23 protein-coding genes are annotated in these 23,553 nt (G+C 75.5%); 11 read left to right on the plus strand and 12 right to left on the minus strand.

The features are described 5' to 3' along the window. Window positions 1-25: 25 nt before the first annotated feature. Window positions 26-2,512 carry a phosphoketolase family protein gene (locus P9841_RS15805; RefSeq protein ID WP_283319549.1) on the minus strand — a complete coding sequence of 829 codons (2,487 nt, stop codon included), beginning with the start codon at window positions 2,510-2,512 and terminating at the stop codon, window positions 26-28. Window positions 2,513-2,774: 262 nt separating this feature from the next. Between P9841_RS15805 and P9841_RS15810 the strand changes: the two genes are divergently transcribed. Then, on the plus strand, window positions 2,775-3,638 hold the full coding sequence (locus P9841_RS15810) for an SURF1 family protein (RefSeq protein ID WP_283319550.1): 864 nt from the start codon (window positions 2,775-2,777) through the stop codon (window positions 3,636-3,638). A 22-nt stretch (window positions 3,639-3,660) separates the two neighbouring features. Here the strand turns inward: P9841_RS15810 and P9841_RS15815 are convergent, their stop codons facing one another. Next, window positions 3,661-5,394 (minus strand): ABC transporter ATP-binding protein, encoded by a 1,734-nt coding sequence (locus P9841_RS15815; protein ID WP_283319551.1) that lies wholly within the window; start codon window positions 5,392-5,394, stop codon window positions 3,661-3,663. After that, window positions 5,375-7,261 (minus strand): ABC transporter transmembrane domain-containing protein, encoded by a 1,887-nt coding sequence (locus P9841_RS15820; RefSeq protein ID WP_283319552.1) that lies wholly within the window; start codon window positions 7,259-7,261, stop codon window positions 5,375-5,377. The genes P9841_RS15815 and P9841_RS15820 overlap by 20 nt, the downstream gene beginning before the upstream one ends. 125 nt (window positions 7,262-7,386) lie before the next feature. Here P9841_RS15820 and P9841_RS15825 point away from each other — a divergent pair, with 125 nt between their 5' ends. Then, window positions 7,387-7,800 (plus strand): DUF3817 domain-containing protein, encoded by a 414-nt coding sequence (locus P9841_RS15825; protein ID WP_283319553.1) that lies wholly within the window; start codon window positions 7,387-7,389, stop codon window positions 7,798-7,800. Here P9841_RS15825 and P9841_RS15830 read toward each other — a convergent pair. Further along, complete coding sequence (locus P9841_RS15830; RefSeq protein ID WP_283319554.1) at window positions 7,715-8,845, minus strand: acyltransferase family protein; 1,131 nt, start codon at window positions 8,843-8,845, stop codon at window positions 7,715-7,717. The two genes, P9841_RS15825 and P9841_RS15830, sit on opposite strands and share 86 nt — an antisense overlap. A 212-nt stretch (window positions 8,846-9,057) precedes the next feature. On the opposite strand from P9841_RS15830, the gene P9841_RS15835 reads away from it, so the two are divergent. From P9841_RS15835 to P9841_RS15845, 3 genes are all read left to right on the plus strand, one after another. Continuing rightward, window positions 9,058-9,477 (plus strand): MerR family transcriptional regulator, encoded by a 420-nt coding sequence (locus P9841_RS15835; protein WP_502847856.1) that lies wholly within the window; start codon window positions 9,058-9,060, stop codon window positions 9,475-9,477. Window positions 9,478-9,519: 42 nt separating this feature from the next. Then, complete coding sequence (gene guaA / locus P9841_RS15840; RefSeq protein WP_502847858.1) at window positions 9,520-11,136, plus strand: glutamine-hydrolyzing GMP synthase; 1,617 nt, start codon at window positions 9,520-9,522, stop codon at window positions 11,134-11,136. Window positions 11,137-11,455: 319 nt separating this feature from the next. Next, window positions 11,456-11,947 (plus strand): aromatic ring-opening dioxygenase LigA, encoded by a 492-nt coding sequence (locus P9841_RS15845; protein ID WP_283319555.1) that lies wholly within the window; start codon window positions 11,456-11,458, stop codon window positions 11,945-11,947. Between the two features lie 67 nt (window positions 11,948-12,014). Here the strand turns inward: P9841_RS15845 and P9841_RS15850 are convergent, their stop codons facing one another. Both P9841_RS15850 and P9841_RS15855 read right to left on the minus strand, forming a co-directional pair. Further along, window positions 12,015-12,602 (minus strand): hypothetical protein, encoded by a 588-nt coding sequence (locus P9841_RS15850; RefSeq protein ID WP_283319556.1) that lies wholly within the window; start codon window positions 12,600-12,602, stop codon window positions 12,015-12,017. Then, complete coding sequence (locus P9841_RS15855; protein WP_283319557.1) at window positions 12,599-14,005, minus strand: PspC domain-containing protein; 1,407 nt, start codon at window positions 14,003-14,005, stop codon at window positions 12,599-12,601. The genes P9841_RS15850 and P9841_RS15855 overlap by 4 nt, the downstream gene beginning before the upstream one ends. Before the next feature lie 135 nt (window positions 14,006-14,140). Between P9841_RS15855 and P9841_RS15860 the strand changes: the two genes are divergently transcribed. From P9841_RS15860 to P9841_RS15885, 6 genes are all read left to right on the plus strand, one after another. Further along, on the plus strand, window positions 14,141-15,475 hold the full coding sequence (locus tag P9841_RS15860; protein WP_283319558.1) for an ATP-binding protein: 1,335 nt from the start codon (window positions 14,141-14,143) through the stop codon (window positions 15,473-15,475). Beyond that, a complete protein-coding gene (locus P9841_RS15865) occupies window positions 15,472-16,131 on the plus strand; it encodes a LuxR C-terminal-related transcriptional regulator (RefSeq protein ID WP_222170187.1) in 660 nt (219 codons plus the stop codon). Before P9841_RS15860 ends, P9841_RS15865 begins: the two co-directional genes overlap by 4 nt. A 103-nt stretch (window positions 16,132-16,234) precedes the next feature. Then, window positions 16,235-16,585: a hypothetical protein gene (locus tag P9841_RS15870; RefSeq protein WP_283319559.1), complete on the plus strand. Its 351-nt coding sequence runs from the start codon at window positions 16,235-16,237 to the stop codon at window positions 16,583-16,585. Window positions 16,586-16,613: 28 nt separating this feature from the next. Then, complete coding sequence (locus P9841_RS15875) at window positions 16,614-17,099, plus strand: DUF456 domain-containing protein (RefSeq protein WP_283319560.1); 486 nt, start codon at window positions 16,614-16,616, stop codon at window positions 17,097-17,099. 72 nt (window positions 17,100-17,171) lie between these two features. Continuing rightward, window positions 17,172-19,715, plus strand: a complete 2,544-nt coding sequence (gene pcrA / locus P9841_RS15880) for a DNA helicase PcrA (protein ID WP_283319561.1) — start codon at window positions 17,172-17,174, stop codon at window positions 19,713-19,715. 70 nt (window positions 19,716-19,785) lie between these two features. Further along, window positions 19,786-20,451, plus strand: a complete 666-nt coding sequence (locus P9841_RS15885) for an AIM24 family protein (RefSeq protein WP_283319562.1) — start codon at window positions 19,786-19,788, stop codon at window positions 20,449-20,451. 40 nt (window positions 20,452-20,491) lie between these two features. On the opposite strand, the gene P9841_RS15890 is transcribed toward P9841_RS15885, so the two are convergent. The 6 genes from P9841_RS15890 to P9841_RS15915 form a co-directional block, all read right to left on the minus strand. Beyond that, window positions 20,492-20,911, minus strand: coding sequence for a hypothetical protein (locus tag P9841_RS15890; protein WP_283319563.1), 420 nt, complete (start codon window positions 20,909-20,911; stop codon window positions 20,492-20,494). Further along, on the minus strand, window positions 20,908-21,645 hold the full coding sequence (locus P9841_RS15895) for a hypothetical protein (protein WP_283319564.1): 738 nt from the start codon (window positions 21,643-21,645) through the stop codon (window positions 20,908-20,910). Before P9841_RS15895 ends, P9841_RS15890 begins: the two co-directional genes overlap by 4 nt. A 12-nt stretch (window positions 21,646-21,657) precedes the next feature. Further along, complete coding sequence (locus P9841_RS15900; RefSeq protein WP_283319565.1) at window positions 21,658-21,957, minus strand: type VII secretion target; 300 nt, start codon at window positions 21,955-21,957, stop codon at window positions 21,658-21,660. Continuing rightward, window positions 21,954-22,649, minus strand: coding sequence for a hypothetical protein (locus tag P9841_RS15905; protein ID WP_283319566.1), 696 nt, complete (start codon window positions 22,647-22,649; stop codon window positions 21,954-21,956). Before P9841_RS15905 ends, P9841_RS15900 begins: the two co-directional genes overlap by 4 nt. Window positions 22,650-22,739: 90 nt before the next feature. Then, complete coding sequence (locus P9841_RS15910; protein WP_283319567.1) at window positions 22,740-23,279, minus strand: Clp protease N-terminal domain-containing protein; 540 nt, start codon at window positions 23,277-23,279, stop codon at window positions 22,740-22,742. 23 nt (window positions 23,280-23,302) lie between these two features. Then, complete coding sequence (locus P9841_RS15915) at window positions 23,303-23,527, minus strand: helix-turn-helix domain-containing protein (RefSeq protein ID WP_283319568.1); 225 nt, start codon at window positions 23,525-23,527, stop codon at window positions 23,303-23,305. Window positions 23,528-23,553 lie beyond the last annotated feature (26 nt).

The following is a 23,553-nucleotide window of genomic DNA, read 5'->3' on the forward strand; positions in this document are numbered from 1 at the left end:
CGGGCCATCGGCCGCGAGGCGGGTGCTACTCGTTGTCACCGCCGGTCGCCGCGGTGGCGTTCTGCTGGGGGCCGCCGACCTCGGTGCCGGTCTCGCCCGCGTCGGGCCAGACCCAGTCGCGCACCTCGGGGAGGTCCTCGCCGTGCGCCCGGGTGTAGTCGTGGGCGCGGAGGCGGGCGTCCACCATGCGCTGGCGCAGGCCCGCGTACTTCGACCCCAGCGACGGCGTCTGGTCGATGACGTCGATGACCAGGTGGTACCGGTCGAGGTCGTTCAGCATCACCATGTCGAACGGCGTCGTGGTGGTGCCCTCCTCCTTGTACCCCCGCACGTGCAGGTTCTTGTGCCCCTTGCGGCGGTACGTCAGGCGGTGGATCAGCCACGGGTAGCCGTGGTACGCGAACACGATCGGCTTGTCCGTCGTGAACAGCGTGTTGAAGTCGCGGTCCGACAGGCCGTGCGGGTGCTCCCGCTCGTCCTGCAGGCGCATGAGGTCCACGACGTTGACGACCCGCACCTTGAGGTCGGGCAGCTCCTGGCGCAGGATGTGCGCCGCCGCCAGCACCTCGAGCGTCGGCACGTCGCCGGCGCAGCCGAGCACCACGTCCGGGTCCTCGCCCTCGACCTCGGTGCCGGCCCACTCCCAGATGCCCAGGCCGCGGGTGCAGTGCGCGACGGCCTCGTCCATCGTGAGGAAGTTCGGCGCGGGCTGCTTGCCGGACACCACGACGTTGACGTACTGCCGGCTGCGCAGGCAGTGGTCGTACGTCGACAGCAGGGTGTTCGCGTCCGGCGGCAGGTACACCCGGACGATCTCGGCCTTCTTGTTCACGACGTGGTCGATGAAGCCCGGGTCCTGGTGGCTGAAGCCGTTGTGGTCCTGGCGCCACACGTGGCTGGACAGCAGGTAGTTCAGCGAGGCGATCGGCCGGCGCCACGGGATGTGGTTGGTGACCTTCAGCCACTTGGCGTGCTGGTTGAACATCGAGTCGACGATGTGGATGAAGGCCTCGTAGCTGGTGATCAGGCCGTGCCGGCCCGTCAGCAGGTAGCCCTCGAGCCAGCCCTGGCACTGGTGCTCGGACAGCATCTCGACGACGCGGCCCATCCGGGCCAGGTGGTCGTCGACGTCCGTCGGCAGGTACTCGGCGTTCCACTGCTTGTTCGTCACGTCGAACACGGCCTGCAGGCGGTTGGACGCCGTCTCGTCCGGGCCGAAGATCCGGAAGTTGTCCGGGTTCCGGCGGATGACCTCGGTGAGGTACTTGCCGAGCTCGCGGGTGGCCTCGGAGATCGAGCCGCCCGGCACCGGCACCTCGACCGCGAAGTCGCGGAAGTCCGGCAGCCGCAGGTCCTTGAGCAGCAGGCCGCCGTTGGCGTGCGGGTTGTCGCTCATCCGCAGCGTGCCGCCCGGGGCGAGGGCCGTGATGTCCGCCTTGACCGAGCCGTCCGCCTCGAACAGCTCCTCCGGGCGGTACGACTGCAGCCAGCCCTCGAGGACCTTCAGGTGCTCGTCGGTGTCGCGGGCGCTGGCCAGCGGGACCTGGTGCGAGCGCCAGGAGTTCTCGACCTGCTTGTCGTCGATGACCGGCGGGCAGGTCCAGCCCTTCGGGGTCTTGAAGATGATCATCGGCCACGCCGGGCGGGACTCGTCGCCCGCGGCGGCGCGCGCCTTGATCTCGGAGATCTCGTCGAGCACGACGTCCAGCAGCTCGGCGAACCGGGCGTGCACCGCGGCGTGGTCCTCGCCGTCGAAGCCGCCGACGAACAGGTGCGGCTTGTGGCCGTACCCGCGCATGAGGTCGAGCAGCTCCTCCTCGGGGATGCGCGCCAGGACGGTCGGGTTGGCGATCTTGTACCCGTTGAGGTGCAGGATCGGCAGCACGACGCCGTCCTTGGCCGGGTCGATGAACTTGTTCGAGTGCCAGGACGTCGCCAGCGGGCCGGTCTCGGCCTCGCCGTCGCCGACGACCGCCGCGACCAGCAGGTCCGGGTTGTCGAACGCCGCGCCGTACGCGTGCGACAGGGCGTAGCCCAGCTCGCCGCCCTCGTGGATGGAGCCCGGCGTCTCCGGCGCCACGTGGCTCGGGATGCCGCCCGGGAAGGAGAACTGCCGGAACAGCCGGCGCACGCCCTCCTCGTCGGGGGTGATGTCGGAGTAGACCTCGGAGTACGTGCCGTCGAGGTACGCGCTCGCGACGAGGCCGGGGCCGCCGTGGCCGGGGCCCGTCAGGTACAGCGTCGACTGCTCGCGCTCCGCGATGACGCGGTTCAGGTGCGCGTACAGGAAGTTCAGGCCCGGCGTCGTGCCCCAGTGGCCGAGCAGCCGCGGCTTGACGTGGTCGCGGGTCAGCGGCTGTCGCAGCAGCGGGTTGTCCAGCAGGTAGATCTGGCCCACCGACAGGTAGTTGGCCGTCCGCCACCAGGCGTCGATGCGCCGGAGCGTCTCCTCGGAGACCGGCTGGCCGGACCCGGCCCGCCAGGTCTCGAGCGGCGCCGTCGTCGTCGTCATGTCTCTCCCCGTTTCGCAGAACCACGGATGAGCCGTGGGCCCGGACGAGCGCCCCCCGCCGGGCATCCCCCAGCCTTGCGGCGCCGGACGCCGCGAGCCGGGACGTCCGACCTAGCCGGCAGCCCCGTGGCCGTACCTCGGCCCCGACCCATCCAACCCCATCGGGTGACGGGGTGCACCCGCCCCCACGGGCGCGGGGACGGGGCCGTGCGGCCGGGGTCCCGGCTCGGGTCCCGGCGCCCCGGCCGGGTACCGTGCTGAGGTGCCCGAGACCTCCCGCGCCGAGCGGCGCGCGACCCTGTGGCGGGTCGCGCGCACGCCGCGCATGATCGGCCTTCTCGTGGTCCTGCTCGCCGCGGCGGCGGTCTGCGGGCGGCTCGGCGCCTGGCAGCTCGAGCGCGCGGAGGTCCGCGGGGCGGCCGCCCAGGCGCGGGCGCTCGCGGAGGTCGAGGCGCAGCCGCCCGTGCCGCTCGAGGACGTGCTGGCCCCGCAGTCGACGTTCGACGGGTCGCTCGTGGGGCGCCGGATCGAGGTGACCGGGCGGTACGAGGCGGACGGGCAGCTGCTCGTGACGGACCGCGGCCTGGACGGGCGCACCGGCTCGCTCGTCCTGACGCCGCTGCGCGTCGAGTCCGCGGACCCGGAGGCCGACGGGGCGGTGCTGCCGGTGGTGCGCGGGTGGGTGCCCGCCGACGTGCAGGACCCCGCGGCGCCCGAGCTGGCGGTGCCCGCGGGCACCGTCACCGTGACCGGGTACCTGCAGGCGTCCGAGGACTCCGGCGCGCCGCTGACCGGCGACGGCACGACCGACAGCGTGTCGTCCGCCGAGCTGCTGGGCGTGTGGGGCGGCCCCATCTGGACGGGCTACGCGGTGCTCACGACGTCCGACCCCGCGCAGCCGGCCGCCGTGGAGCTGCTGCCGCCGCCGAAGCGGTCCGGCACGGGGCTCAACCTGCAGAACCTCGGCTACGCGGCGCAGTGGTTCGTCTTCGGCGCGTTCGCGGTGGCGCTCTGGGTGCGGCTGCTCAAGGACGAGGTGCTGCGCGAGTCCGGCGAGCTCGGGCCGGCGGACGCCGGGACCGACCACGGCGCGGGCCCGGGCGACGCACCGCCGCCCGGGGCCTGAGCGGCGGCACGTCGCGCGGCGGCTACTCCCGCTGCCAGGAGCTCCAGAGCGAGGCGTACTCCCCGCCGGCCGCCACGAGCTCGTCGTGCGGCCCGATCTCCGTGATGCGCCCGGCGTCGACCACGGCGACGCGGTCGGCGTCGTGCGCGGTGTGCAGCCGGTGGGCGATCGCGACCACCGTGCGGCCCTCGAGCACCGCCGACAGGGAGCGCTCCAGGTGCCGGGCGGCCCGCGGGTCGAGCAGCGACGTCGCCTCGTCGAGCACCAGCGTGTGCGGGTCGAGCAGCACGAGCCGGGCGAGGGCCACCTGCTGCGCCTGCGCCGGGGTGAGCGCGACGCCGCCGGAGCCCACCTCCGTGGCGAGCCCGCCGGGCAGCGCCGCCACCCACTCCCAGGCGTCGACGGCCCGCAGCGCCCGCTCGAGGGCGGCGTCGTCGGCGTCCGGGTCGGCCAGCCTCAGGTTGTCGGCGAGCGGCCCGACGAACACGTGGTGCTCCTGCGTCACGAGCGCGACGTGGCCGCGCAGCTCGTCCAGCGGCAGGTCGACCAGCGGGACCTCGCCGACCGTCACGGCACCGCCCGTGGGCGGGTGGATGCCGGCGAGCATCCGCCCGAGCGTCGACTTGCCGGCGCCGGACGGCCCGACGACGGCGAGCCGCTCGCCGGTGCGCAGCGTGAGGTCCACCCCGTGCAGCACGTCGCGGCCGGGCCGGTACGCGTACCGGACCTCGCTGGCGACCACGGCCTCGTCCGCGGGACGGGCGTCGCGGGCCGTGCGGTCCGGGGCGACGTCCGCGACCCCGATGATCCGGGCCAGCGACGTCGCGCCGACCTGGATCTCGTCGAGCCAGAAGATCAGCTCGCCGATGGGGTGGATGATCTGCATCGCGTACAGCGCGATCGTCGTGACGGCCCCGACCGTCGCGTGCCCGGTCGAGATCAGGTACGCGCCCCAGGCCAGCACGGCGACCACCGGCAGGATGAACGCGGTGTCCACGCCGGGGAACAGCACGGTCCGCAGGCCCAGCGTGCGGGTCTCGGCGGCGAACGCCTCCCGCAGGTCCGCGTCCAGCCGGGCCCGCCGGCGTGCGCCGAGCCCGAGCGCGTCCACGGTGCGGGCGCCCTCCACGGACTCCGTGATCGTCCCGTTGATCGTCGCGTAGGCCGCGGACTCGCGCAGGTACGCCGGGGCGGCCCGGCGCAGGTACCAGCGGGTGACGCCGAGCAGCAGCGGCAGCCCGGCGAGCAGGCCGATCGCCACGAGCGCGTTCGTCACCACGGCCGCGACAGCCGTCAGGGCGATGGTCGCGACCGTGACGAGGATCCGCGGCACCCCGAACCGGACCGTGTACTGCACCCGGTCGATGTCGGTGGTGGTCCGCGCGACCAGGTCGCCGGTGCCGGCCCGCTCCACGGTGGACAGCGGCAGCCGGGTGACGGTCGCGACGAACTCCTCGCGGAGCTCCGCGAACACCGTCTCGCCGAGCACCATCGCCGACCGCTGGGCGTAGCGGATGAGGACGGTCTGGGCGAGCACGGCGACGACGAGCACGAGGATCGTCCGGTCGACCGCGGCCGTCGTGGTGCCGTCGACGACGGCGTCCACGAGGCGGCCGAGCAGCCAGGGCCCGGTGAGGCCCGCGGTGGCCGCGAGGACGTGCAGCACCACGACCAGCACGAGGCCCCGGCGGTGCCGGCGGAGCAGCGCGGCGGTGTGCCGGCGCAGGGTGGTCGGGTCAGCGACGGGCAGCTTCACGGCTCACCTCCGGTCGGTCGTGGTCCTGGTGGTCGGTGCGGGGGACGGGGGAGTCGTCGCCGGGGGAGTCGGTGCGGGACACCACGGCGCGGTAGGCGGGGCCGGTCGCGTCCCGGGCCGCGACGAGGTCGCGGTGCCGCCCGGTGGCGACCACCCGGCCGCCGGCGACCAGCGCGACCTCGTCAACCACGTCGAGCACCAGCGGACTGGCGGTGACCACCACGGTCGTCGCCCCGCGCCGCGCGTCGGCGAGTCGCCGGGCGATGCGGGCCTCGGTGTGGGCGTCCACCGCGCTGGTCGGCTCGACGAGCACGAGCACCTCCGCCCCCGTGAGCAGGGCGCGGGCCAGGGCGACCCGCTGCCGCTGCCCGCCGGACAGCGAGCGGCCCTTCTCCTCCACGGCGCCGTCCAGGCCGCCGGGCACGGAGTCGAGCACGTCGCCGGCGTCGGCCACGGTCATCGCCGCCAGCAGGGCGTCGCGGTCGGCCCCGCCGCGCACGTCCAGCTCGTCGGCGAGGGTGCCGGTGAACAGGTGCGGCGTGGACTCGGCGACGACGACCCGGCCGCGGACCTCGCCCAGGGCGAGCTCGTGCAGCAGCGCGCGGCCCCAGCGCACCGAGGACAGCGGGGCGTCCGCGGGCTCGCGGACGGCGGCGTGCTCGTCCGCCCCGCCCTGGTCCGCCCCGCCCTCGTCGGACTCGCGGCGGGCGGGCCCGAGCCGGCCGAGCCGCAGCGCGATCCGCGCCGTCTCGTCCGGGTCGGCGCCCACGAGCGCGGTCAGCCGCCCCGGCCGCACGACGACGCCGCTCGCCTCGTCCACCAGCGCCTCGCCGGGCCCGGGGGCGGTCGCCGGGTGCGCGGGGTCGTCCGACCCGGCGACCGGGACGGACAGGACGCGGATGATCTTGCGCGCGCCGACCACCGCCCGGGTGACCACGCGGATCGCCTCGCTCGCGGTCCACAGCGGCTGCGTGAGGAACGCGGCGAACCCGTAGAACGACACGAGCTGCCCCGGGCTGATGTCGCCGGACAGCGCGAGCCGGGCGCCCGCCCACACGACGACCGCGAGGAACAGGCCGGGCAGCAGCGTCTGCAGGGCGTCCAGCAGCGACTGCGTCTGCGACACCCGCACGCCGGCCGCCCGCACCTCCTGGGACTGCGCGCGGTACCGGTCGGCGAACACGTCCTCGCCGCCGATGCCGCGCAGGATGCGCAGGCCCGACACGGTGTCGGCGCCGAGCGTCGTCAGCCGGCCGGTGGCCTCGCGCTGGGCGGCCTGGCGACGCTGCAGCGGCGGGACGAGCAGGGACAGCACCGCGACGACCACGGGCAGGCCCAGCAGCACGAGCAGCCCGAGCGGGACCGACGTGCCCAGCAGCAGGGCGCCGAGCGTGAGGTACGCCGCGATCCCGCCGACCAGCCGGGGGAGGATCGCGAACACCTCGCCCATCCGGAGCGCGTCCGTGGCGACGGTGGCGACGACCTCGCCGGTCGGCAGCTCGTCGGTGATCGCGTCGCCGGTGCGCGTCACGTGGTGGCCGACCTGCTGCGACGACGCGAACGCCGCGCGCAGCCAGTTCTCCACCTCGAGCCGGTGCCCCCAGACGTTCGCGCCGACCTGCACCAGTCCGAGCCCGGCCAGCAGCAGGCAGCCCAGCCAGAGCTCCCGGCCCAGGCCGTGCTCGAGCCCGCCGTCGACGATCCGGCCGAGCTGCCAGGGCAGCAGGGCCGCCGCCACGTTCCCGACGACCGCGACCGCGGTCGCGCCCGCGAGCACGCCGGCCTGCCGCCGCGCCTGCCACAGCAGGAGCCGGCGGGGGCCCGTCAGCGGGGGGTGGCCGGGGTCCGGCAGGGGAAGGGGTCGCACGACGGACCACGCTACGGGTGAGCCCTGACACACCGGCAAGGGAATTGGCCGGTCGCGCGCGACGACCGCGCGGCCGCTGGGGGACAATCACCGGGAGCACCCCGCCGGCCGCCGAGAGGACCCCCATGACCGAGCCCGCCCCCGCCGGACGGCCCGCCCCCGCGCCGGTCCTCGAGAGCGCCCCCGGCAGGCTCGCCCGCTACCGCGCGATGGCGTGGGTCACCGGCACGATGCTGCTGGTGCTCTGCCTCGAGATGGTGCTCAAGTACGTGCTGCACGCCGGCGGCGTCGACCCGGCGACCGGGGACCCGGAGCCCGTCCTCGGGACCTGGGTGGCCATCGCGCACGGCTGGGTCTACGTCGTCTACCTGGCGACCGTCGTGCAGCTCTGGTCGGCCATGCGCTGGTCGCTCGGCCGGCTGGCCACGATGGCGCTCGCGGGCGTGGTCCCCGTCATGTCGTTCGTGCTGGAGCGGCGGGTGCACGCCGACGCCGTCGCCCGGATCGAGGGCCGGCCGGCGTCCGCCCCCGCCCGCTGACCCGGCGCCCGCCGAGCAGTCGCGCGCGCAGCCGTCCCGCGGGACGCTCGACCAGCCACCAGCTCGCGGTGGCGGCGACGAGCGTGAGCGCGATCGTGGCGAGGGCGCCGAGCGCGTCCTGCGGGTGGTGCAGCCACCGCACGATCGCCGCGTTCCACAGGTAGGCGGCGTAGGAGATCGTGCCGAGGGCGACCGCCGGACGCAGCAGCCGGCTGGGCAGGACCGGCCAGCGGCCGGCGTACGACACGAGCACGACGGTGGCCGCGGCCACCGACGGCACTCCCAGCAGGTACCACCAGGGGTGCGCCCCGGTGGGCCCGGACAGGGAGGTCGCCAGCAGCAGCGCCACCAGCACGACCAGGAGCCGCCGCCGGGGCCCGCGTTCCGGCGGCAGCAGCTGCTGCAGCGTGTCCTGCCCGAGCCTGCCCGCGCAGCCGATGAGCAGCGCGGCGGCCCAGGACGTGGGCAGCGCGTAGACGCGTGCGACGTCCGGCGCCACCAGCAGCATCGTGACGGTGCACGCCGCGAGCGTGCCGAGGACGCCGAGCCCGACCGCCACCCGCAGCAGGCCGCGCCGCCACGCCCATGCCAGGACGAGCGGCCACAGCAGGTAGAACTGCTCCTCGGTCGCCAGGGTCCAGAAGTGGTAGAGCGACTCGCTCCCGTGGGGGAGCAGCGGCAGGTTCATCGTGTAGGTCACGGCGGCCAGCAGCGACTCCGGGACGAGGTGGCGGTCGCCGAGGTGGTCCAGGGCGCCCTCGACGACGACGAAGCCCGCGAGCATGAACAGCATGGGCGGGTAGAGGCGCAGGGCACGCGCGGCGGCGAAGCGGCCGTAGCGCACGCGGCCGTGCTGCTCGACGTCGCGGAGCAGCAGGCCCGTGATGAGCCAGCCGGAGAGGGCGAAGAAGATGGTCACGCCGACCACGCCGGCGGCGCCGAACGTCGCGGGCCAGGCGTGGTTGAGCAGGACGAGCGACACGGCGAGCCCACGGAGCGCGTCGAGGCCGGGCAGGCGGCGGGGCGTCGCGTCGGCATCTCTCACGTTACGGAAGATATGTCCTGTTTGTCCCGTTTGGGAAGACTGCAGGCCGGGATGCCGCCGACGACCGGGAGGGTGCGCCCAGGTCCGGTCCGACGCTGACGTCACAGGAGAGTGGGCTGGGCGGGTGCACTCGCCCCGGTCGTCCGCGCAGGTCAGCGGGGCGCGCGGCGCGGCTATGCTGTGCCGCGCCGGCCCGGAAGGAGGTGTCGCCCGTGTCCCTGCACCTGATGCAGATCGGGGAGGTCGCGGAGCGCACCGGGCTCTCCCTGCGCACCATCCGCTACTACGGCGAGGTCGGCCTGGTCCGGCCCTCGGCCCGCACGCACGGCGGCTTCCGCCTGTACACCGAGCCCGACATCGCACGGTTGGAGCTGATCAAGCGCATGAAGCCGCTCGACTTCTCCCTCGACGAGATGGGCGACCTGCTGGGCGTCCTCGACCGGATCAACGCCCCGGGCGTCAGCCAGGAGGACCACGACGCGCTGCTGGAGCGCCTCGCGATGTACCGGCTGGCCGCGGAGGAGCGCTCGCGGGCGCTGCGCGAGCAGCTCGCCGTCGCCGAGGACTTCCACGAGAGCCTGCGCCAGGAGATCTCCCGGCAGCGGCGCATCGGGGACCGCTCCGGCTCCTGAGCACGCGGCCGTCGCCCTCCCGCGGAGCACTACCCTGGTCCGGTGACCGACGCCTCTCCCGTGCCCGTGCCACCGCCCTCCGGCTCCTCGCCCGCCGACCAGCACCGCCCGGTGCTCGTGGTCGACTTCGGGGCCCAGTACGCCCAGCTCATCGCGCGCCGCGTCCGCGAGGCCAGCGTCTACTCCGAGATCGTGCCGCACACCGCGTCGGTGCAGGACATGCTGGCCAAGGACCCGGCGGCCATCATCCTGTCCGGCGGCCCGTCCTCGGTGTACGCCGAGGGGGCGCCGTTCGTCGACCCCGCGCTGTTCGAGGCCGGCGTGCCGGTGCTGGGCATCTGCTACGGGTTCCAGGCGATGGCCAAGGCCCTCGGCGGCGAGGTCGCGCAGACCGGCAACCGCGAGTACGGCGGCACCCCGGTGGACGTCGTCCGCACGGGCACCGTCCTGGCGGGCAGCCCCGAGCAGCAGACCGTCTGGATGAGCCACGGCGACGCCGTCCACGCCGCCCCCGAGGGCTTCGAGGTCCTGGCGACCTCCGCGGGGTCCCCGGTCGCCGCGTTCGAGGACCGCGGGCGCCGCCTGTTCGGCGTGCAGTGGCACCCGGAGGTCAAGCACTCGCCGCTGGGGCAGCGGACGCTGGAGCACTTCCTGTACGAGGGTGCCGGCCTGGCCGCCGACTGGAACCCGGGCAACGTGATCGCCGACCAGGTCGAGCGGATCCGCGCCCAGGTCGGCAGCGCCCGCGTGATCTGCGGCCTGTCGGGCGGCGTGGACTCCTCCGTCGCGGCGGCGCTCGTGCAGAAGGCCGTCGGCGACCAGCTCACGTGCGTGTTCGTCGACCACGGCCTGCTGCGCACCGGCGAGGCCGAGCAGGTCGAGCAGGACTTCGTCGCCTCCACCGGCGTCAACCTCAAGGTCGTCGACGCCCGCGAGCGGTTCCTCACGGCCCTGGCCGGGCACACCGACCCGGAGACGAAGCGCAAGATCATCGGCCGCGAGTTCATCCGCGTGTTCGAGGACGCGGCGCGCGAGGTCGTCGAGGAGGCGGGCGCGCACGGCGAGGAGGTGAAGTTCCTCGTCCAGGGCACGCTGTACCCGGACGTCGTCGAGTCGGGCGGCGGCGAGGGCGCGGCCAACATCAAGAGCCACCACAACGTCGGCGGCCTGCCGGACGACCTGCAGTTCGAGCTGGTCGAGCCGCTGCGGGCGCTGTTCAAGGACGAGGTCCGCGCCGTCGGCCTGGAGCTCGGCGTGCCGGAGGCCATCGTCTGGCGCCAGCCGTTCCCGGGCCCCGGCCTGGGCATCCGGATCATCGGCGAGGTCACGCAGGAGCGGCTGGACGTGCTGCGCGCCGCCGACCTCATCGCCCGCGAGGAGCTGACGCGCGCCGGCCTGGACCGCGAGATCTGGCAGTGCCCGGTCGTGCTGCTGGCCGACGTGCGCTCCGTGGGCGTGCAGGGCGACGGCCGGACGTACGGGCACCCGGTGGTGCTGCGGCCGGTGTCCTCCGAGGACGCGATGACCGCCGACTGGACGCGGCTGCCCTACGACGTGCTCGCGACCATCTCGACCCGGATCACCAACGAGGTGCCCGAGGTCAACCGCGTGGTGCTGGACGTGACGAGCAAGCCGCCGGGCACCATCGAGTGGGAGTGACGCGCGGCGCACGCGCGGACGCCGACGGCCCGGGACCCCGAGGGGGTGCCGGGCCGTCGCGCTCCCGGCCGCGGCGTCCCTCCCGGAGACCGGGACCTCTGTCCTAGGCTCGACGGGCGACTCTGCGTGGGACGAAAGACCCGATCGGCACGAATCCGGTCTTTGTGCGTGGCGTCACGAAGCCTCTCCGGGCGGATCGCATGACCAACGTCCCACCTTCCGGCCGCCGCGTGGGAGACGCTCTTCCCGTGGGGCTCACAGGTTCCACCGGGCCGGCAAGGGGTCGGTCCGCAACGGGGGTATCTGAAGGGATCACCACATGTCTACCGTGGCAGCGACGGGCGGCTCGAAGGCTGCGCGCGTCATCGGCATCATCTCGGCGGTCGCCGGTCTCGTCCTCATCATCGCCGGCGGCGTCACCTGGGGCTCGGTCTCCAGCCACCTCGCCGACGAGAACATCACCGTCTCCGAGGACGCGGCCAACTTCGCCGGGCAGCCGGTCACGACGCCGTGGACCGCGTTCGCCCAGGCGGACATCATCAACCACCACGCCCTCGAGGCGACCGGCGGCAAGACCTACGCCGAGCTCGACCGCGAGGACCCGCTGCGTGACACCGCGATGAACGCGTCGTTCCTCCGGGCCTCGCTCTTCACCTCGGTCGTGGCGTTCGGCGTCGCGGCGCTGGTCATGGGCCTGGGCGTGATGTTCATCCTCGTCGGCTACGCGCTGTGGGCCATCGCCGGCCGCTCGGTCGCGACCGTCGCCGAGACGCGCAGCACCACCCCGGCGGACGCGGGCCTCAAGGCCTGAACCACCCGCACGGCACGACGGAGGCCGGGACCCGATCGGGTCCCGGCCTCCGTCGTCGTCCGGGGGGTCAGCGGCCGGTCCGCGCCTCGCGGCCGCGGCGGCGTGCCGTGGTGAGCACCGACCCGACCAGCAGCGCGAGACCCGCGCCCGCCAGCAGCACGATCAGCGCGAGCTGCACGTCGATCCGCGCGCCCGCGGCGGCCGCGAGGATCCCGACGCCGACCACCGTGACGATCAGGCCCCACACGACGGTCGCGGAGCGTGGGCCGCGGTCCTCCGGCGGGACCGGCGGCTGCGCGGGCGCCGGCGCGGGGGCCGGTGAGGCGGCCCGGGCGGCGGGCGGGGCCTGGTACGCGGGCGCCGGTCCGGAGGCCGGGGCGGCGCCGTACCGGGGCGCCGACTCGGGCGCCGGGGGAGCGCCGGGCACGGTGCCGCCGGGGGCGGTCGCCGACGGCATCTCCCGCGTGGCGTCGACGGGCGCGATCCGCTCGGGCGCGCCGGCGGGCTGCGCCGCGGCGAGCTCCACGGTCTCGCCGGCGGGCTCGACGTGGGCGATCTGCTCCGTCGGTCCGTCGGTCGCGGGGCGGTCGATCCGCTCGGTCACGGGCTCGTCCGCGTCGTCGGGCCGGGGGGTGCCGGGTCCGGTGCTGGTCATCGGTCCTCCTCGATGGTGATGGTGCCGACGCCGAGCTCGATGGTCAGCGCGATCTCCGCGTCGCGGCCGTCGGCCATGGCCTCGCTGGTGAAGAGCCGGTCGTTGCCGACGCCGTCGGCCCGCTGCCGGTTGCCGTCGACCCGCCAGTCGATGTCGCCGACCCCGGACGTGACCTCGGCGGTCACCGCGGCGCCCTCCGGGACGACGACGGTGATGTCACCCATGCCGCCGCTGACGGGCACGACGAGCGTCTCGTCCGTCAGGGGGACGTCGGTGAGGTCCACGTGGGCGTCGCCGATGCCGAACGCGTAGCCCTTCTCGGCCGCCGCGCGGCTGGTCACCGCGACGTCGACGCTGCGGAACGTGTCGCGGTCCACCCGCCACTCCCCGCGCCCGTCGACGACGACCGCCGGGCCGGCGATCAGCATGCCGATGATCGCGAGGGCCGTCAGGCCGCCGGCGGTGCGGCCGCGCAGGCCGGACACGATGATCGCCACGCCGACGAGCACCACGCCGCCGCCGATGACGACGGGGAGGATCGGGCCGGTGTACCAGCCCGCGCGGTCGGCGGCGAGCAGGCCCGCGAGCCCGAGCAGGATGACGGCCACGACGACGCCCGTCAGGGCGGCGCCCGGTCCGCGACGCGGGGGCCGCGGCGGGGCGGGCGGCACCGGGGGCACCGGCGGGACCGGGGGAGCGGGGGGCGGCGGGTTCCAGCCGCGCGCCGGGGCGGGGGCGGCGGCCCACGCGGGCGGCGCCGACCACGCCGGGGCCGACGCGGGTGCCGGGCCGCGGCCACCGGCGGCCGGCGGGACGGGCGCGCCCGCCGGGGGTCCGGCGGGGGTGCCGGCCGGGCTGGTGCTGGTCATGGGGGTGTGTCCTTCCTGGGACGGGGGCTGCCACGCGGGCGGTCCCGGGTGGCGGTCCTTGCGCTGGCGGACGGCGCTGGCGACGATCACGATCCCGACGACCACCGCCGCCGCCCAGGCGAAGGCGCCGAGCCAGCCGGTCCCCCAGGGGCCCCAGCTGAACCAGCGGTCGCCCCACGACAGGCCGACGACCACCAGGGCGATCGCGCCGAGCAGCGCGACGTCGAAGCTGCCGCGGATGGTCTCCTCGAGGTGGATGCGGCCGTCGGCCTGCTCCGGCAGCAGCGCCCACGCGATGCCGTAGAGCACGAAGCCGAAGCCCATGAGCAGGGTCACCCCGACGAGCCCGCGGACGAGCAGGGGGTCGAGGCCGAACCGGGACGCGAGCCCGCCGGCGACGCCGCCGACCCAGCGGTCCTGCGAGCGGACCAGCCCGGTCCGGCGGATCGCGGCGAAGAACCCGTTGGGGCCTCCGGGTGCGGGCGGTGCCGGGGGCACGGGGCCGGGCCCGCGGCCGGCGCTGTCGTTCGTCATGTCCCGATCCTCGCCGGGGGCGCGGTGCCGGGGCATCGGGAACCCCCCTGAGCCGCCCCTGAAAGACGCGCCGCGGCCCCTGATCCTGGGCCCTGAGGACCCCGCGGCGCGGTCCGGACGTGTGACGATCTCTGCATGGAGCCCCGTCCCCGCCTGCCGCTGCGCCGCCCGGACCGCGGCCGCGTCGTCGGCGGCGTCGCGGCCGGCCTCGCGCTGCACCTCGACCTGCCGGTGCGGCTCGTGCGGCTGCTGTTCGTGCTGCTGACGCCCGTCGGCGGCGTCGGCGTGCTGCTGTACGTGTTCTGGTGGGTGACCGTCCCCGTGGGCGACCCCCTGGCGGTGGCGGGCGCCGAGCGGCCGGCGAGCCTCCAGCGGCTCGCGCGCCCCCAGCAGGCCGACCCGGTCGAGCGGCTGCGCCGGCTGCCCTGGACGGAGATCGCGGTCGGCGTCGCGCTGCTCGCGGGCGCCGCGGCCATGCTCCTGACCCGCACGGGCGCCAGGGAGCTCAGCACGTGGGTCGTCCCGGTGCTGCTGCTCGTCGCCGGGGCGGCCCTCGCGTGGAGCCAGCTCGACGCGGTGCAGCGGGAGCGGCGCTCGGGCTCGCGGCGCCCGGTCAGCGGGCTACGGCTCGCCGGCGGCCTGGTGATCGCGGGCGTGGGCGTGCTGCTGCTCGTCGGGCAGGACGCGCCGCCCGGCGCGCTCGTGCAGTCGACCGTCGCCGCGGTGGCGGTGCTCGGCGGCGTCGCGCTGGTGCTCGCGCCCTGGTGGCTGCGGCTGGTGCGGGAGCTCGGGGACGAGCGGGCCGCCCGGGCGCGGGAGTCGGAGCGGGCGGACATCGCCGCGCACCTGCACGACTCCGTGCTCCAGACGCTCGCGCTGATCCGGTCCCGGGCCGACGACCCCACCGAGGTCGCGCGGATGGCCCGCGCCCAGGAGCGCGAGCTGCGGGCGTGGTTGTACGACGACCGGCCCGCCCCCGGGACGTCGGTCGCGGGCGCGCTCGCGGCGATCGTCGCCGAGATCGAGGACACGCGCACCGGGCCCGACGGCGAGGCGGTGACGATCGAGACCGTCGTGGTGGGCGACACCGAGCCCGACGCGAACACCGACGCCCTGCTGCAGGCCACCCGCGAGGCGCTGCTGAACGCCGTGCGCCACGGCCGCCCGCCCGTCTCGCTCTACCTGGAGGCCGGGCCCGAGGAGGTCGAGGTGTTCGTCCGGGACCGCGGCGACGGGTTCGACCCGGACGCCGTGCCGCCGGACCGCTTCGGCGTCCGGGAGTCCATCCTCGGCAGGGTGCGGCGCCGCGGCGGGCGGGCGTCGGTGGTGTGCAAGGAGGGCGGCGGCACGGAGGTGCGGCTGCGGGTGCCGGTGCTGCGCGCCGCCCCGGAGGCCCCGGGGACGGTCCCCGACGCCACGGGGCCGGACCGGGCCGCGGACGGCGACGACGAGAGGACGATGCAGGCATGAACGACGCTCCGGTCGACGTGGTGCTGGTCGACGACCACCTGATGTTCCGCGCGGGCGTGCGCGCCTCGCTGGACGGGCGCGTGCGCGTCGTCGGCGAGGCCGCGACGGTCGACGAGGCGGTCCAGGTGGTGCACGCGACGCGCCCGCCGGTGGTGCTCCTCGACGTGCACCTGCCCGGCGGCGACGGCGGCGGCGGGGCGGAGGTGATCCGCGCGTGCACGGACCTGCTCGGCGGCACGCGGTTCCTCGCCCTGTCGGTCTCGGACGCCGCGGAGGACGTCGTGGCGGTCATCCGCGCCGGGGCGCGCGGCTACGTGACGAAGGCGATCTCGGGGCCGGACCTGTGCGACGCGGTGCTGCGCGTGGCGGGCGGCGACGCGGTCTTCTCGCCGCGGCTGGCCGGCTTCGTGCTGGACGCGTTCGGCGCCGCCGCGGGCGACGTCGCGACCGGCGACGACGAGCTCGACCGGCTGTCCGCGCGCGAGCGGGAGGTCATGCGGCTCATCGCCCGCGGGTACTCATACCGCGAGGTCGCCGGCGAGCTGTTCATCTCCATCAAGACCGTCGAGACCCACGTGTCCGCCGTGCTGCGCAAGCTCCAGCTGTCCTCCCGCCACGAGCTCACCCGCTGGGCGGCCGCGCGCCGGCTGCTGTGACGAGGCCCGCACGGGCCCGCCGCCGCGCCCTGCCGGGCACGGGGGAGCGCGCGTGCGATGCTCGGGGCGTACCGACGTCACCGAGGACAGGGGACCGCCAACCATGGACACCGTGTACGGCCTGCTGGTCGTGCTGCACCTCGTCGGCTGGGCGATCGTGCTGGGAGGGTGCCTCGTCACGCTCCGCCAGCCGGCCTTCCCGAAGGGGGCGCTGCACGGCGCGCTGACCGCACTCGTCACCGGCGTGGTGATGACCGGCCTGCGGGCCGCGGAGGTCGGCGACCTCGAGCCGCCGGACAACGCGAAGATCGCCGTCAAGCTGGTGGTGGCCCTCGTCGTGACCGGCCTGGTGTGGTTCGGGACCCGGCGCCCCGACCGCGTCTCGCGCGGCCTCGTCGGCGCGACCCTCGGCCTGACGCTGCTGAACGTGCTCGTCGCCGTCCTGTGGCGGTGACGCCCGCGCGGCTCCGCGCGGCGCGCCCGTGAGCGGGCTCGGCGAGGCCCTCGTCGGCCTCGCGATCGTCGTCGGGATGTTCGGCGTCGTGGTGCAGGTGCTGCCCGGGGCGCTGCTGGTGCTCGGCGCGGTCGCGGTGTGGGCCGTGGTCACGGGCGGCACGACCGCCTGGGTGGTCCTGGCCGTGGCCGCCGTGGCGACGGTGGCGGCGGGTGTCGTGAAGTACCTGCTGGCCGGGCGCTACCTGGTCCGCACCGGCGTCCGGAGCCGCGTGCTGGTGTGGGGCGGCGTGCTCGGGGTGATCGGGTTCTTCGTCATCCCCGTGGTCGGGCTGCCCGTGGGGTTCGTGGGCGGCGTCTACCTGGCCGAGCGCGTCCTCGAGCGGCACCCGCACGACCAGGCGTGGCGCGCCACGCTGGCGGCGCTGCGGGCGACCGGGCTCACGATCCTCGTCGAGCTGGCCGGCGCGCTGGTGGCCACCGCGGCGTGGGTCGCGGGGCTGCTCGCGACGTGACGCGGGGCACCGCCGCGGGCGGTGGCCGGGCGGTCCCGGGTGTCGGTGGGGGCGCCTAGGCTGGGTCCCGCCATGACGTCGCTCTTCGAGAACCTGCCCCTGCCCGGCCTCGCCGACCTCGGACGGCTGCCCGCCGCCGTGCCGCCGCGCGCCGACGCCCGGGACGACGCCGACGCCCGGGACGACGCCCCCGGGGACGGCGGCGGCGACCGCGGCCGGAGCCGCGCCCCGTCGGTCGACGCCGACGCCCTGCTGGTCGGGCTCAACCCGCAGCAGCGCGCCGCGGTGCTGCACCACGGCGGCCCGCTGCTCATCGTCGCGGGGGCCGGTTCCGGCAAGACCCGGGTGCTGACGCACCGCATCGCGCACCTGCTGGCCACCCGGCAGGCGCGCGCGGGGGAGATCCTCGCCATCACCTTCACCAACAAGGCCGCCGCGGAGATGCGCGAGCGGGTCGCCGCCCTGGTCGGGCCGTCGGCGCGGGCGATGTGGGTGTCGACGTTCCACTCGGCGTGCGTGCGCATCCTGCGCCGCGAGGCCCAGACCCTCGGGCTGCGCTCGTCGTTCTCGATCTACGACGCCGCCGACTCGCAGCGGCTGCTCACCCTGGTGGCGCGCGAGCTCGACCTGGACCCGAAGCGCTACCCGCCCAAGGCCCTCGGCGCGAAGATCTCGAACCTCAAGGACGAGCTGGTCGACCCCGAGTCGTTCGCCTCGACCTCGGGCGGGTCGTCGGGGAACGACTTCGACCAGGTGCTCGCGCAGGTCTACACCCGCTACCAGCAGCGGCTGCGGCAGGCGAACGCGCTCGACTTCGACGACCTCATCATGACGACCGTCAACCTGCTGCAGGCGTTCCCGGCCGTGGCGGAGCACTACCGCCGCCGGTTCCGGCACGTGCTCGTGGACGAGTACCAGGACACCAACCACGCCCAGTACGTGCTCGTGCGCGAGCTCGCCGGCGCGGGGACGGACGGGGACGACCTGCCGCGCGGCGAGCTCACGGTCGTCGGCGACGCCGACCAGTCCATCTACGCGTTCCGCGGCGCGAGCATCCGCAACATCATGGAGTTCGAGGCGGACTACCCGGACGCCACGACGATCCTGCTGGAGCAGAACTACCGCTCGACGCAGACCATCCTGTCCGCCGCGAACTCGGTCATCAGCAAGAACCCGGGCCGCAAGCCGAAGCGGCTGTGGACCGACTCCGGCTCGGGCCCGAAGATCGTCGCCTACGTCGCGGACAACGAGCACGAGGAGGCCCGGTTCGTCGCGGAGGAGATCGACCGCCTGGGCGACTCCGACGGCGTGCGGCCCGGCGACGTGGCGATCTTCTACCGCGCCAACGCGCAGTCCCGGGCGCTGGAGGAGGTGCTGATCCGCGTCGGCCTGCCCTACAAGGTGGTCGGCGGCACCCGGTTCTACGAGCGGCGGGAGATCAAGGACGCCGTCGCGTACCTGCGGGCCGTGGCGAACCCCGACGACGACGTGAACCTGCGCCGGATCCTCAACGTGCCGAAGCGCGGCCTGGGCGACCGGTCGGAGGCGATGGTCGCGGGCTTCGCGGAGCGCGAGCGCATCTCGTTCGGGGCGGCGCTCGACCGCGTCGACGAGGTCCCGGGCCTGGGGACGCGCGCGGTCACCGGCCTGCGGCAGTTCGCCGGGATGATGGCGGACCTCCGGGCGCTCGACGAGTCCGGCGCCGGGCCGTCCGAGGTGCTGGGCGCGGCGCTCGACCGGTCGGGCTACCTCGCCGAGCTGCGCGCCAGCGAGGACCCGCAGGACCAGACCCGGGTCGAGAACCTCGCGGAGCTGCACGCCGTGGCGAGCGAGTTCGAGCAGTCCGAGCCGGACGGGAACCTCGCGGACTTCCTGGAGCGCGTCTCGCTCGTCGCGGACTCCGACCAGATCCCGTCCGACGACGGCGGCGACGAGGCGAAGCCCGACCAGGGCGTGGTCACCCTCATGACGCTGCACACCGCGAAGGGCCTGGAGTTCCCGGTCGTGTTCCTCACCGGCATGGAGGACGGGACGTTCCCGCACATGCGGTCGCTCGCGGACACCGACCAGCTCGCCGAGGAGCGCCGGCTCGCGTACGTGGGGCTGACGCGGGCGCGGCAGCGGCTGTACATCTCCCGCGCCGCCGTGCGGACCGCCTGGGGCGTGCCGAACGAGTTCCCGCCGAGCCGGTTCCTCGACGACCTGCCGGAGGAGCTGCTCGACTGGCGGCGCCGCGAGTCGTCGAACGACCGGCTGCGCGGCCCGGGCGGGTTCCTCGGGGGGCGGTCCGGCTATGCTTCGGGCGGCGGCCACGGCTCCCGCGAGCGGACCGGGTCCGGCGCCCAGACGAGCTGGAAGAAGAGCTCGGCGGCCTCGCGAGCCGGCGAGCGCCCGGCCCCGGGCTCGGGCGGCGCCACGTTCGGCTCCGCGACGCCGCGCAAGGACGCCGACATCCCCACGCTCGCCGTCGGGGACCGGGTCACGCACGACGCCTACGGCCTCGGGACCGTCGTGTCGATCGAGGGCGGCGGGCCGAACGCGGTGGCGAAGGTGGACTTCGGCACCGAGGGCACCAAGCGGCTGCTGCTGCGCTACTCGCCGGTCACGAAGCTCTGACCTGCGGCGGTGCGGACGCGCCGTGCGTGACCGGCCACGCGCGGCGCGGCGCTCCGGCATGATCGGGGGCATGCGCAGCCCCCTCTTCGACCAGGCCCACACCGAGGTCCAGTCCGCCGACCGGTTCGCCCTCCAGAGCCCCAAGATGCTCAAGGTCACGCTCGGGCCGGACGTGCTCGCCGCGAAGGGGGCGATGGTCGCCCACCAGGGCCAGGTGCAGTTCCACCACGAGTCGTCCGGGTCGCTCGCCCGGTTCGTCAAGCGCGCGGTCAGCTCGGACGACCAGGCGCTGATGCGGGTGTCCGGCCCCGGGGAGGTGTTCTTCGCGCGCGCCGCGGAGGACGTCTTCCTGCTGCAGCTCGAGGGCGACGCGATCAGCGTGGGCGGGGCGTCGCTGCTCGCCTTCGACGCCGGGCTGCAGTGGGACCTGCACCGCACCAAGGGCGCCGGGATGATGACCGCCGGCCTGTTCAACACGCTCATCCAGGGGCAGGGCACGGTCGCGCTCACGTCGCACGGGCGGCCGATGGTGCTCGACTGCTCGCAGCAGCCGACCTACGTGGACCCGAACGCGGCGGTGTGCTGGTCGGCGAACCTCACGCCCGGCGTCGTGTCGAGCATGAACATGACGTCGATGCTGCGCGGCGGCACCGGTGAGGCGTTCCAGTACGCGTTCCACGGCCCGGGCTTCGTGGTCGTGCAGCCGTCGGAGGGCTACCCGGTCCCGACGGCCTGATCCGGGCGCGGCCCCGGCCGGGCCGCCGGCCGGGGTGCCGTCAGCCGAGCCGCTCCACCACCGCGGCGGCCTCCGCGAGGCTCAGCCAGGGCGCCTGGCGCCGGACCTCGCGGACCGCCGCGGCCGTGCCGCCCTGCGCGTGCTGCGCACGGACCCGGTCGAGGTCGAGCGACGGGGTGGCGCGCTGCGCCGGGTCGGCGGGTGCGGTCGCGGCGCGCCGCCGGCGGTCCGACCCGATGAGGAGCGCAGCCAGGACGCCGATCACCACGACCAGCCCGAGCAGCACGACGACCGCGCCCGCACCCACGCTGCGCCCGAGCGCCCAGGCGATCGCGAGCAGCACCACGGCGCCGACGCCGCCGGTCACGCCGAGCGCGGTGCGGCGGCGACGCTCCTGCGCCGCGGGGGACAGCGGACCGCGCGGGTCCGGGACGCCGGGCGTACCGGCCGGCCCGGTCACGCGGCACCCTCCGGCCACGCACCGCCCGGGAACGCGGCCCCGGACGACACCGCACCCTTGATCTGGACGATCGCGTTGCCCTGCGCGCCGAGCACGGCGACGAGGGTGGTCACGGCGGCGACGATGAGCCCGGTGTTCACCGCGGCCTCCTCGATGATGATGCCCACGCCCGCCCAGGAGAACACCACGGAGCCGAGCGCCGCGATGGCCGCGATCGTCGCGACGATGAGCTTGACCAGGATGACGCCGATCGCGACGTAGAACGCGAGGCCGGCGACCGCGCAGGTCACCAGGGACGTCGCCATGCTGGAGGAGACGCCCTGGATCGCGGCCGCCGCCGTCGTCTGCCCGGCGACCGAGCGGGAGTAGGAGGTCGCCGCGTCACCGGTCCAGTCGCGGGTGGCGCGCAGCGCGTTCGGGTTGACCGACGCCGCGACGCCCGACGCCGGACCGCCGACGTTCTCGTGCCAGTCGGACGCGCGGAAGAAGAACGCCACGGGGGCGGCCGCGCCGAGCAGCAGCTCGCCGATCTTGTCGAGCACCGCCTGCCCGATCTCCAGCAGCTTCTCGCCGCACCACACCAGCCCGTCCTTGACGAAGTCGGGCATCAGCGGGATCGACGTGGCGGACCGGACGGCCGGGCCGACGCGCGCGAGCTGCCCGGACAGGTCCGAGAGCCCGGTCTGGAGCCCCTCGATGGTGGCCTGGAACGTGGCCGTGCTGAAGTCGCTCATCGGTCCCCCTCGTCAGTACGCGCCGTCGACGTGGTCGGCGACGTCGGCATCGCGGTCGTCGTAGGCCTGGGCGTTGGCTCGCAGCGCGGTGGCGATGTCGCGCATGGCGGTCGCCCCCTCGCGGCACCGCGCGGCGACCTGGTCCACCGCGGCCTCGTGGTCGGCGACCACCAGGGCGAAGATGCCGGCGGTCAGGTAGTTCAGCCGCAGCCCGTCGACGGACGCGGCGACCTGCCCGATGGCGTCCGCCTCCGCGTCCCAGGTCTGCGCCTCCGAGCGCAGCGCGCTGGTGACGACGTCGATCTCGCTCATGCCCGCGCCTCCCCGTCGGTGGTCGCCGGCGCGAGGGCGCGCAGGTGCGCGAACGCCTCCGCCAGCACGGTGTCCTGCTCCTGCCGGCGCCCGTCGAGGGCGACCAGCGCCCGCGCCGCCTCACCGAGCGCCTGGTTGACCGCCGTCGACAGCGCGACGCCGGACTGCGGTGCGGCCCAGCGGGGGTCGACGTCGCAGCCGACGAGCCCGGTCGCGGCGAGCGTCACGGTCACGTGGGCGCCGGCCGACCCGGTCGCGGTGGCCGGCGCGGCGGGTTCCGCGGCCGCGGCCCCGCTGAGCTGCGCGACGGCGAGCTCGGCGAGCTCGGTGAGCGGCCGCGGGGTGCCGTCGAACGTGGGCACGGCGACCGGCTCGGCCGGCAGCGCGTCGGCCGCCGCGCCCGCGTCCGCGCGCAGCGCCTCCGACATCGCGCGACCCAGGTCGGCGGTGGCGGCCCCGGCGGCCGCGAGCACCACGCGCCCCAGCTCCTCCGGTGTCGTGCGGCGGTTCCAGTCGTCCGCGACGCGCACGCCCACGGGGCGCCCGCGGCGGTCGACGGCGACGGCGACGGCACCGCTGTCGTCGGTCGCGGTGGTCTCCTCGGGCGCCGCGGCACGGACCGCCGCCAGCGTCGCGGCGGTCGAGGCCGCCGCCCGGCGCAGGTGCGCCAGCGTCTCGTCGATCGAACTCATCTCGCCCCCGGGGTGTCTCGACGTCCGAGGGCACGCTAGCCGACGCGGGCGGATGACGTGCGGTGACGTGTCACCCGCCCGGGGGACGCGTCAGGCGGCGGCCTCGTCCGCCAGGCGCGCCGTGACGTCGGCGGCGAGCGCGGCCGGGTCGACCCCGCACCGGCGCAGCAGCAGGTGCCCGTCGGTCCGGTCCAGCCGGACGACCGCGAGCAGGACGTGCCCGGCCCCGATCCGGCGGTGGCCCAGCCGGACGGCCTCCCGCAGCGCGATCTCGAGCGTCTTCTTCGCGTCCCGCGTGAACGGCACGTGCCCGGACGGGGCGCGGCGTCGGCCGCCGGCGCGCTCGAGGGCACCGGCGCCGAAGACGGCGTCGGCCCGGCGCCGGACGGCCTCGAGGTCGATGCCGAGCGCGGCGAGCGCCGAGGCGTCGAGGCCGTCGGTGTCGAACCGGTCGAGCAGGGCCTGCCGGTCCGCGCCGTGCGCGGCGAGCGCCTGCGCGGCCGGGTCCGACGAGGAGGCGACCGCGACCAGGAGGTGCGCGGGGGAGATCTGCGGGTCGCCGAGGTCGCGCGCGACCTCCTGCGCGGCGACGACGGCCTGCCGCGCGCCGGTGGTGAACCTCTCGAACATGTCGTCCTCCTCGTCGGGCGGGGTCAGGTGGTGCGGCGGTGGTGCTTCTGGTGCACGGCCTGGCGGCTCACGCCCAGGGCGTCGGCGATGTCCTGCCACGACCAGCCGAGCTCGCGTGCGCGGAGCACCTGCAGCGTCTCGAGCCGGTCGGCGAGCGCGCGCAGGGAGCGGACGGCGCGCAGGCCGGCGGCCGGGTCGGCGGCGGTGGCGTCGGCGAGCGCGCCGGTCGGGTCGGGTGCCTCGGTCATGTGTCAACGATGGTTGACGCGCGCCC

Source organism: Cellulomonas sp. ES6 (assembly GCF_030053835.1).
Taxonomy (GTDB): domain Bacteria; phylum Actinomycetota; class Actinomycetes; order Actinomycetales; family Cellulomonadaceae; genus Cellulomonas.

Bases quoted from the DNA above. Each gene is read 5' to 3' on its own strand.
- P9841_RS15910 (WP_283319567.1), bottom strand. From the start codon at position 23,279: ATGTTCGAGAGGTTCACCACCGGCGCGCGGCAGGCCGTCGTCGCCGCG.
- P9841_RS15905 (WP_283319566.1), bottom strand. From the start codon at position 22,649: ATGAGTTCGATCGACGAGACGCTGGCGCACCTGCGCCGGGCGGCGGCC.
- P9841_RS15915 (WP_283319568.1), bottom strand. From the start codon at position 23,527: ATGACCGAGGCACCCGACCCGACCGGCGCGCTCGCCGACGCCACCGCC.
- P9841_RS15895 (WP_283319564.1), bottom strand. From the start codon at position 21,645: ATGAGCGACTTCAGCACGGCCACGTTCCAGGCCACCATCGAGGGGCTC.
- P9841_RS15865 (WP_222170187.1), top strand. From the start codon at position 15,472: ATGAACGACGCTCCGGTCGACGTGGTGCTGGTCGACGACCACCTGATG.
- P9841_RS15825 (WP_283319553.1), top strand. From the start codon at position 7,387: ATGACCGAGCCCGCCCCCGCCGGACGGCCCGCCCCCGCGCCGGTCCTC.
- pcrA (WP_283319561.1), top strand. From the start codon at position 17,172: ATGACGTCGCTCTTCGAGAACCTGCCCCTGCCCGGCCTCGCCGACCTC.
- P9841_RS15885 (WP_283319562.1), top strand. From the start codon at position 19,786: ATGCGCAGCCCCCTCTTCGACCAGGCCCACACCGAGGTCCAGTCCGCC.
- P9841_RS15845 (WP_283319555.1), top strand. From the start codon at position 11,456: ATGTCTACCGTGGCAGCGACGGGCGGCTCGAAGGCTGCGCGCGTCATC.
- P9841_RS15850 (WP_283319556.1), bottom strand. From the start codon at position 12,602: ATGACCAGCACCGGACCCGGCACCCCCCGGCCCGACGACGCGGACGAG.
- P9841_RS15870 (WP_283319559.1), top strand. From the start codon at position 16,235: ATGGACACCGTGTACGGCCTGCTGGTCGTGCTGCACCTCGTCGGCTGG.
- P9841_RS15900 (WP_283319565.1), bottom strand. From the start codon at position 21,957: ATGAGCGAGATCGACGTCGTCACCAGCGCGCTGCGCTCGGAGGCGCAG.
- P9841_RS15855 (WP_283319557.1), bottom strand. From the start codon at position 14,005: ATGACGAACGACAGCGCCGGCCGCGGGCCCGGCCCCGTGCCCCCGGCA.
- P9841_RS15805 (WP_283319549.1), bottom strand. From the start codon at position 2,512: ATGACGACGACGACGGCGCCGCTCGAGACCTGGCGGGCCGGGTCCGGC.
- P9841_RS15860 (WP_283319558.1), top strand. From the start codon at position 14,141: ATGGAGCCCCGTCCCCGCCTGCCGCTGCGCCGCCCGGACCGCGGCCGC.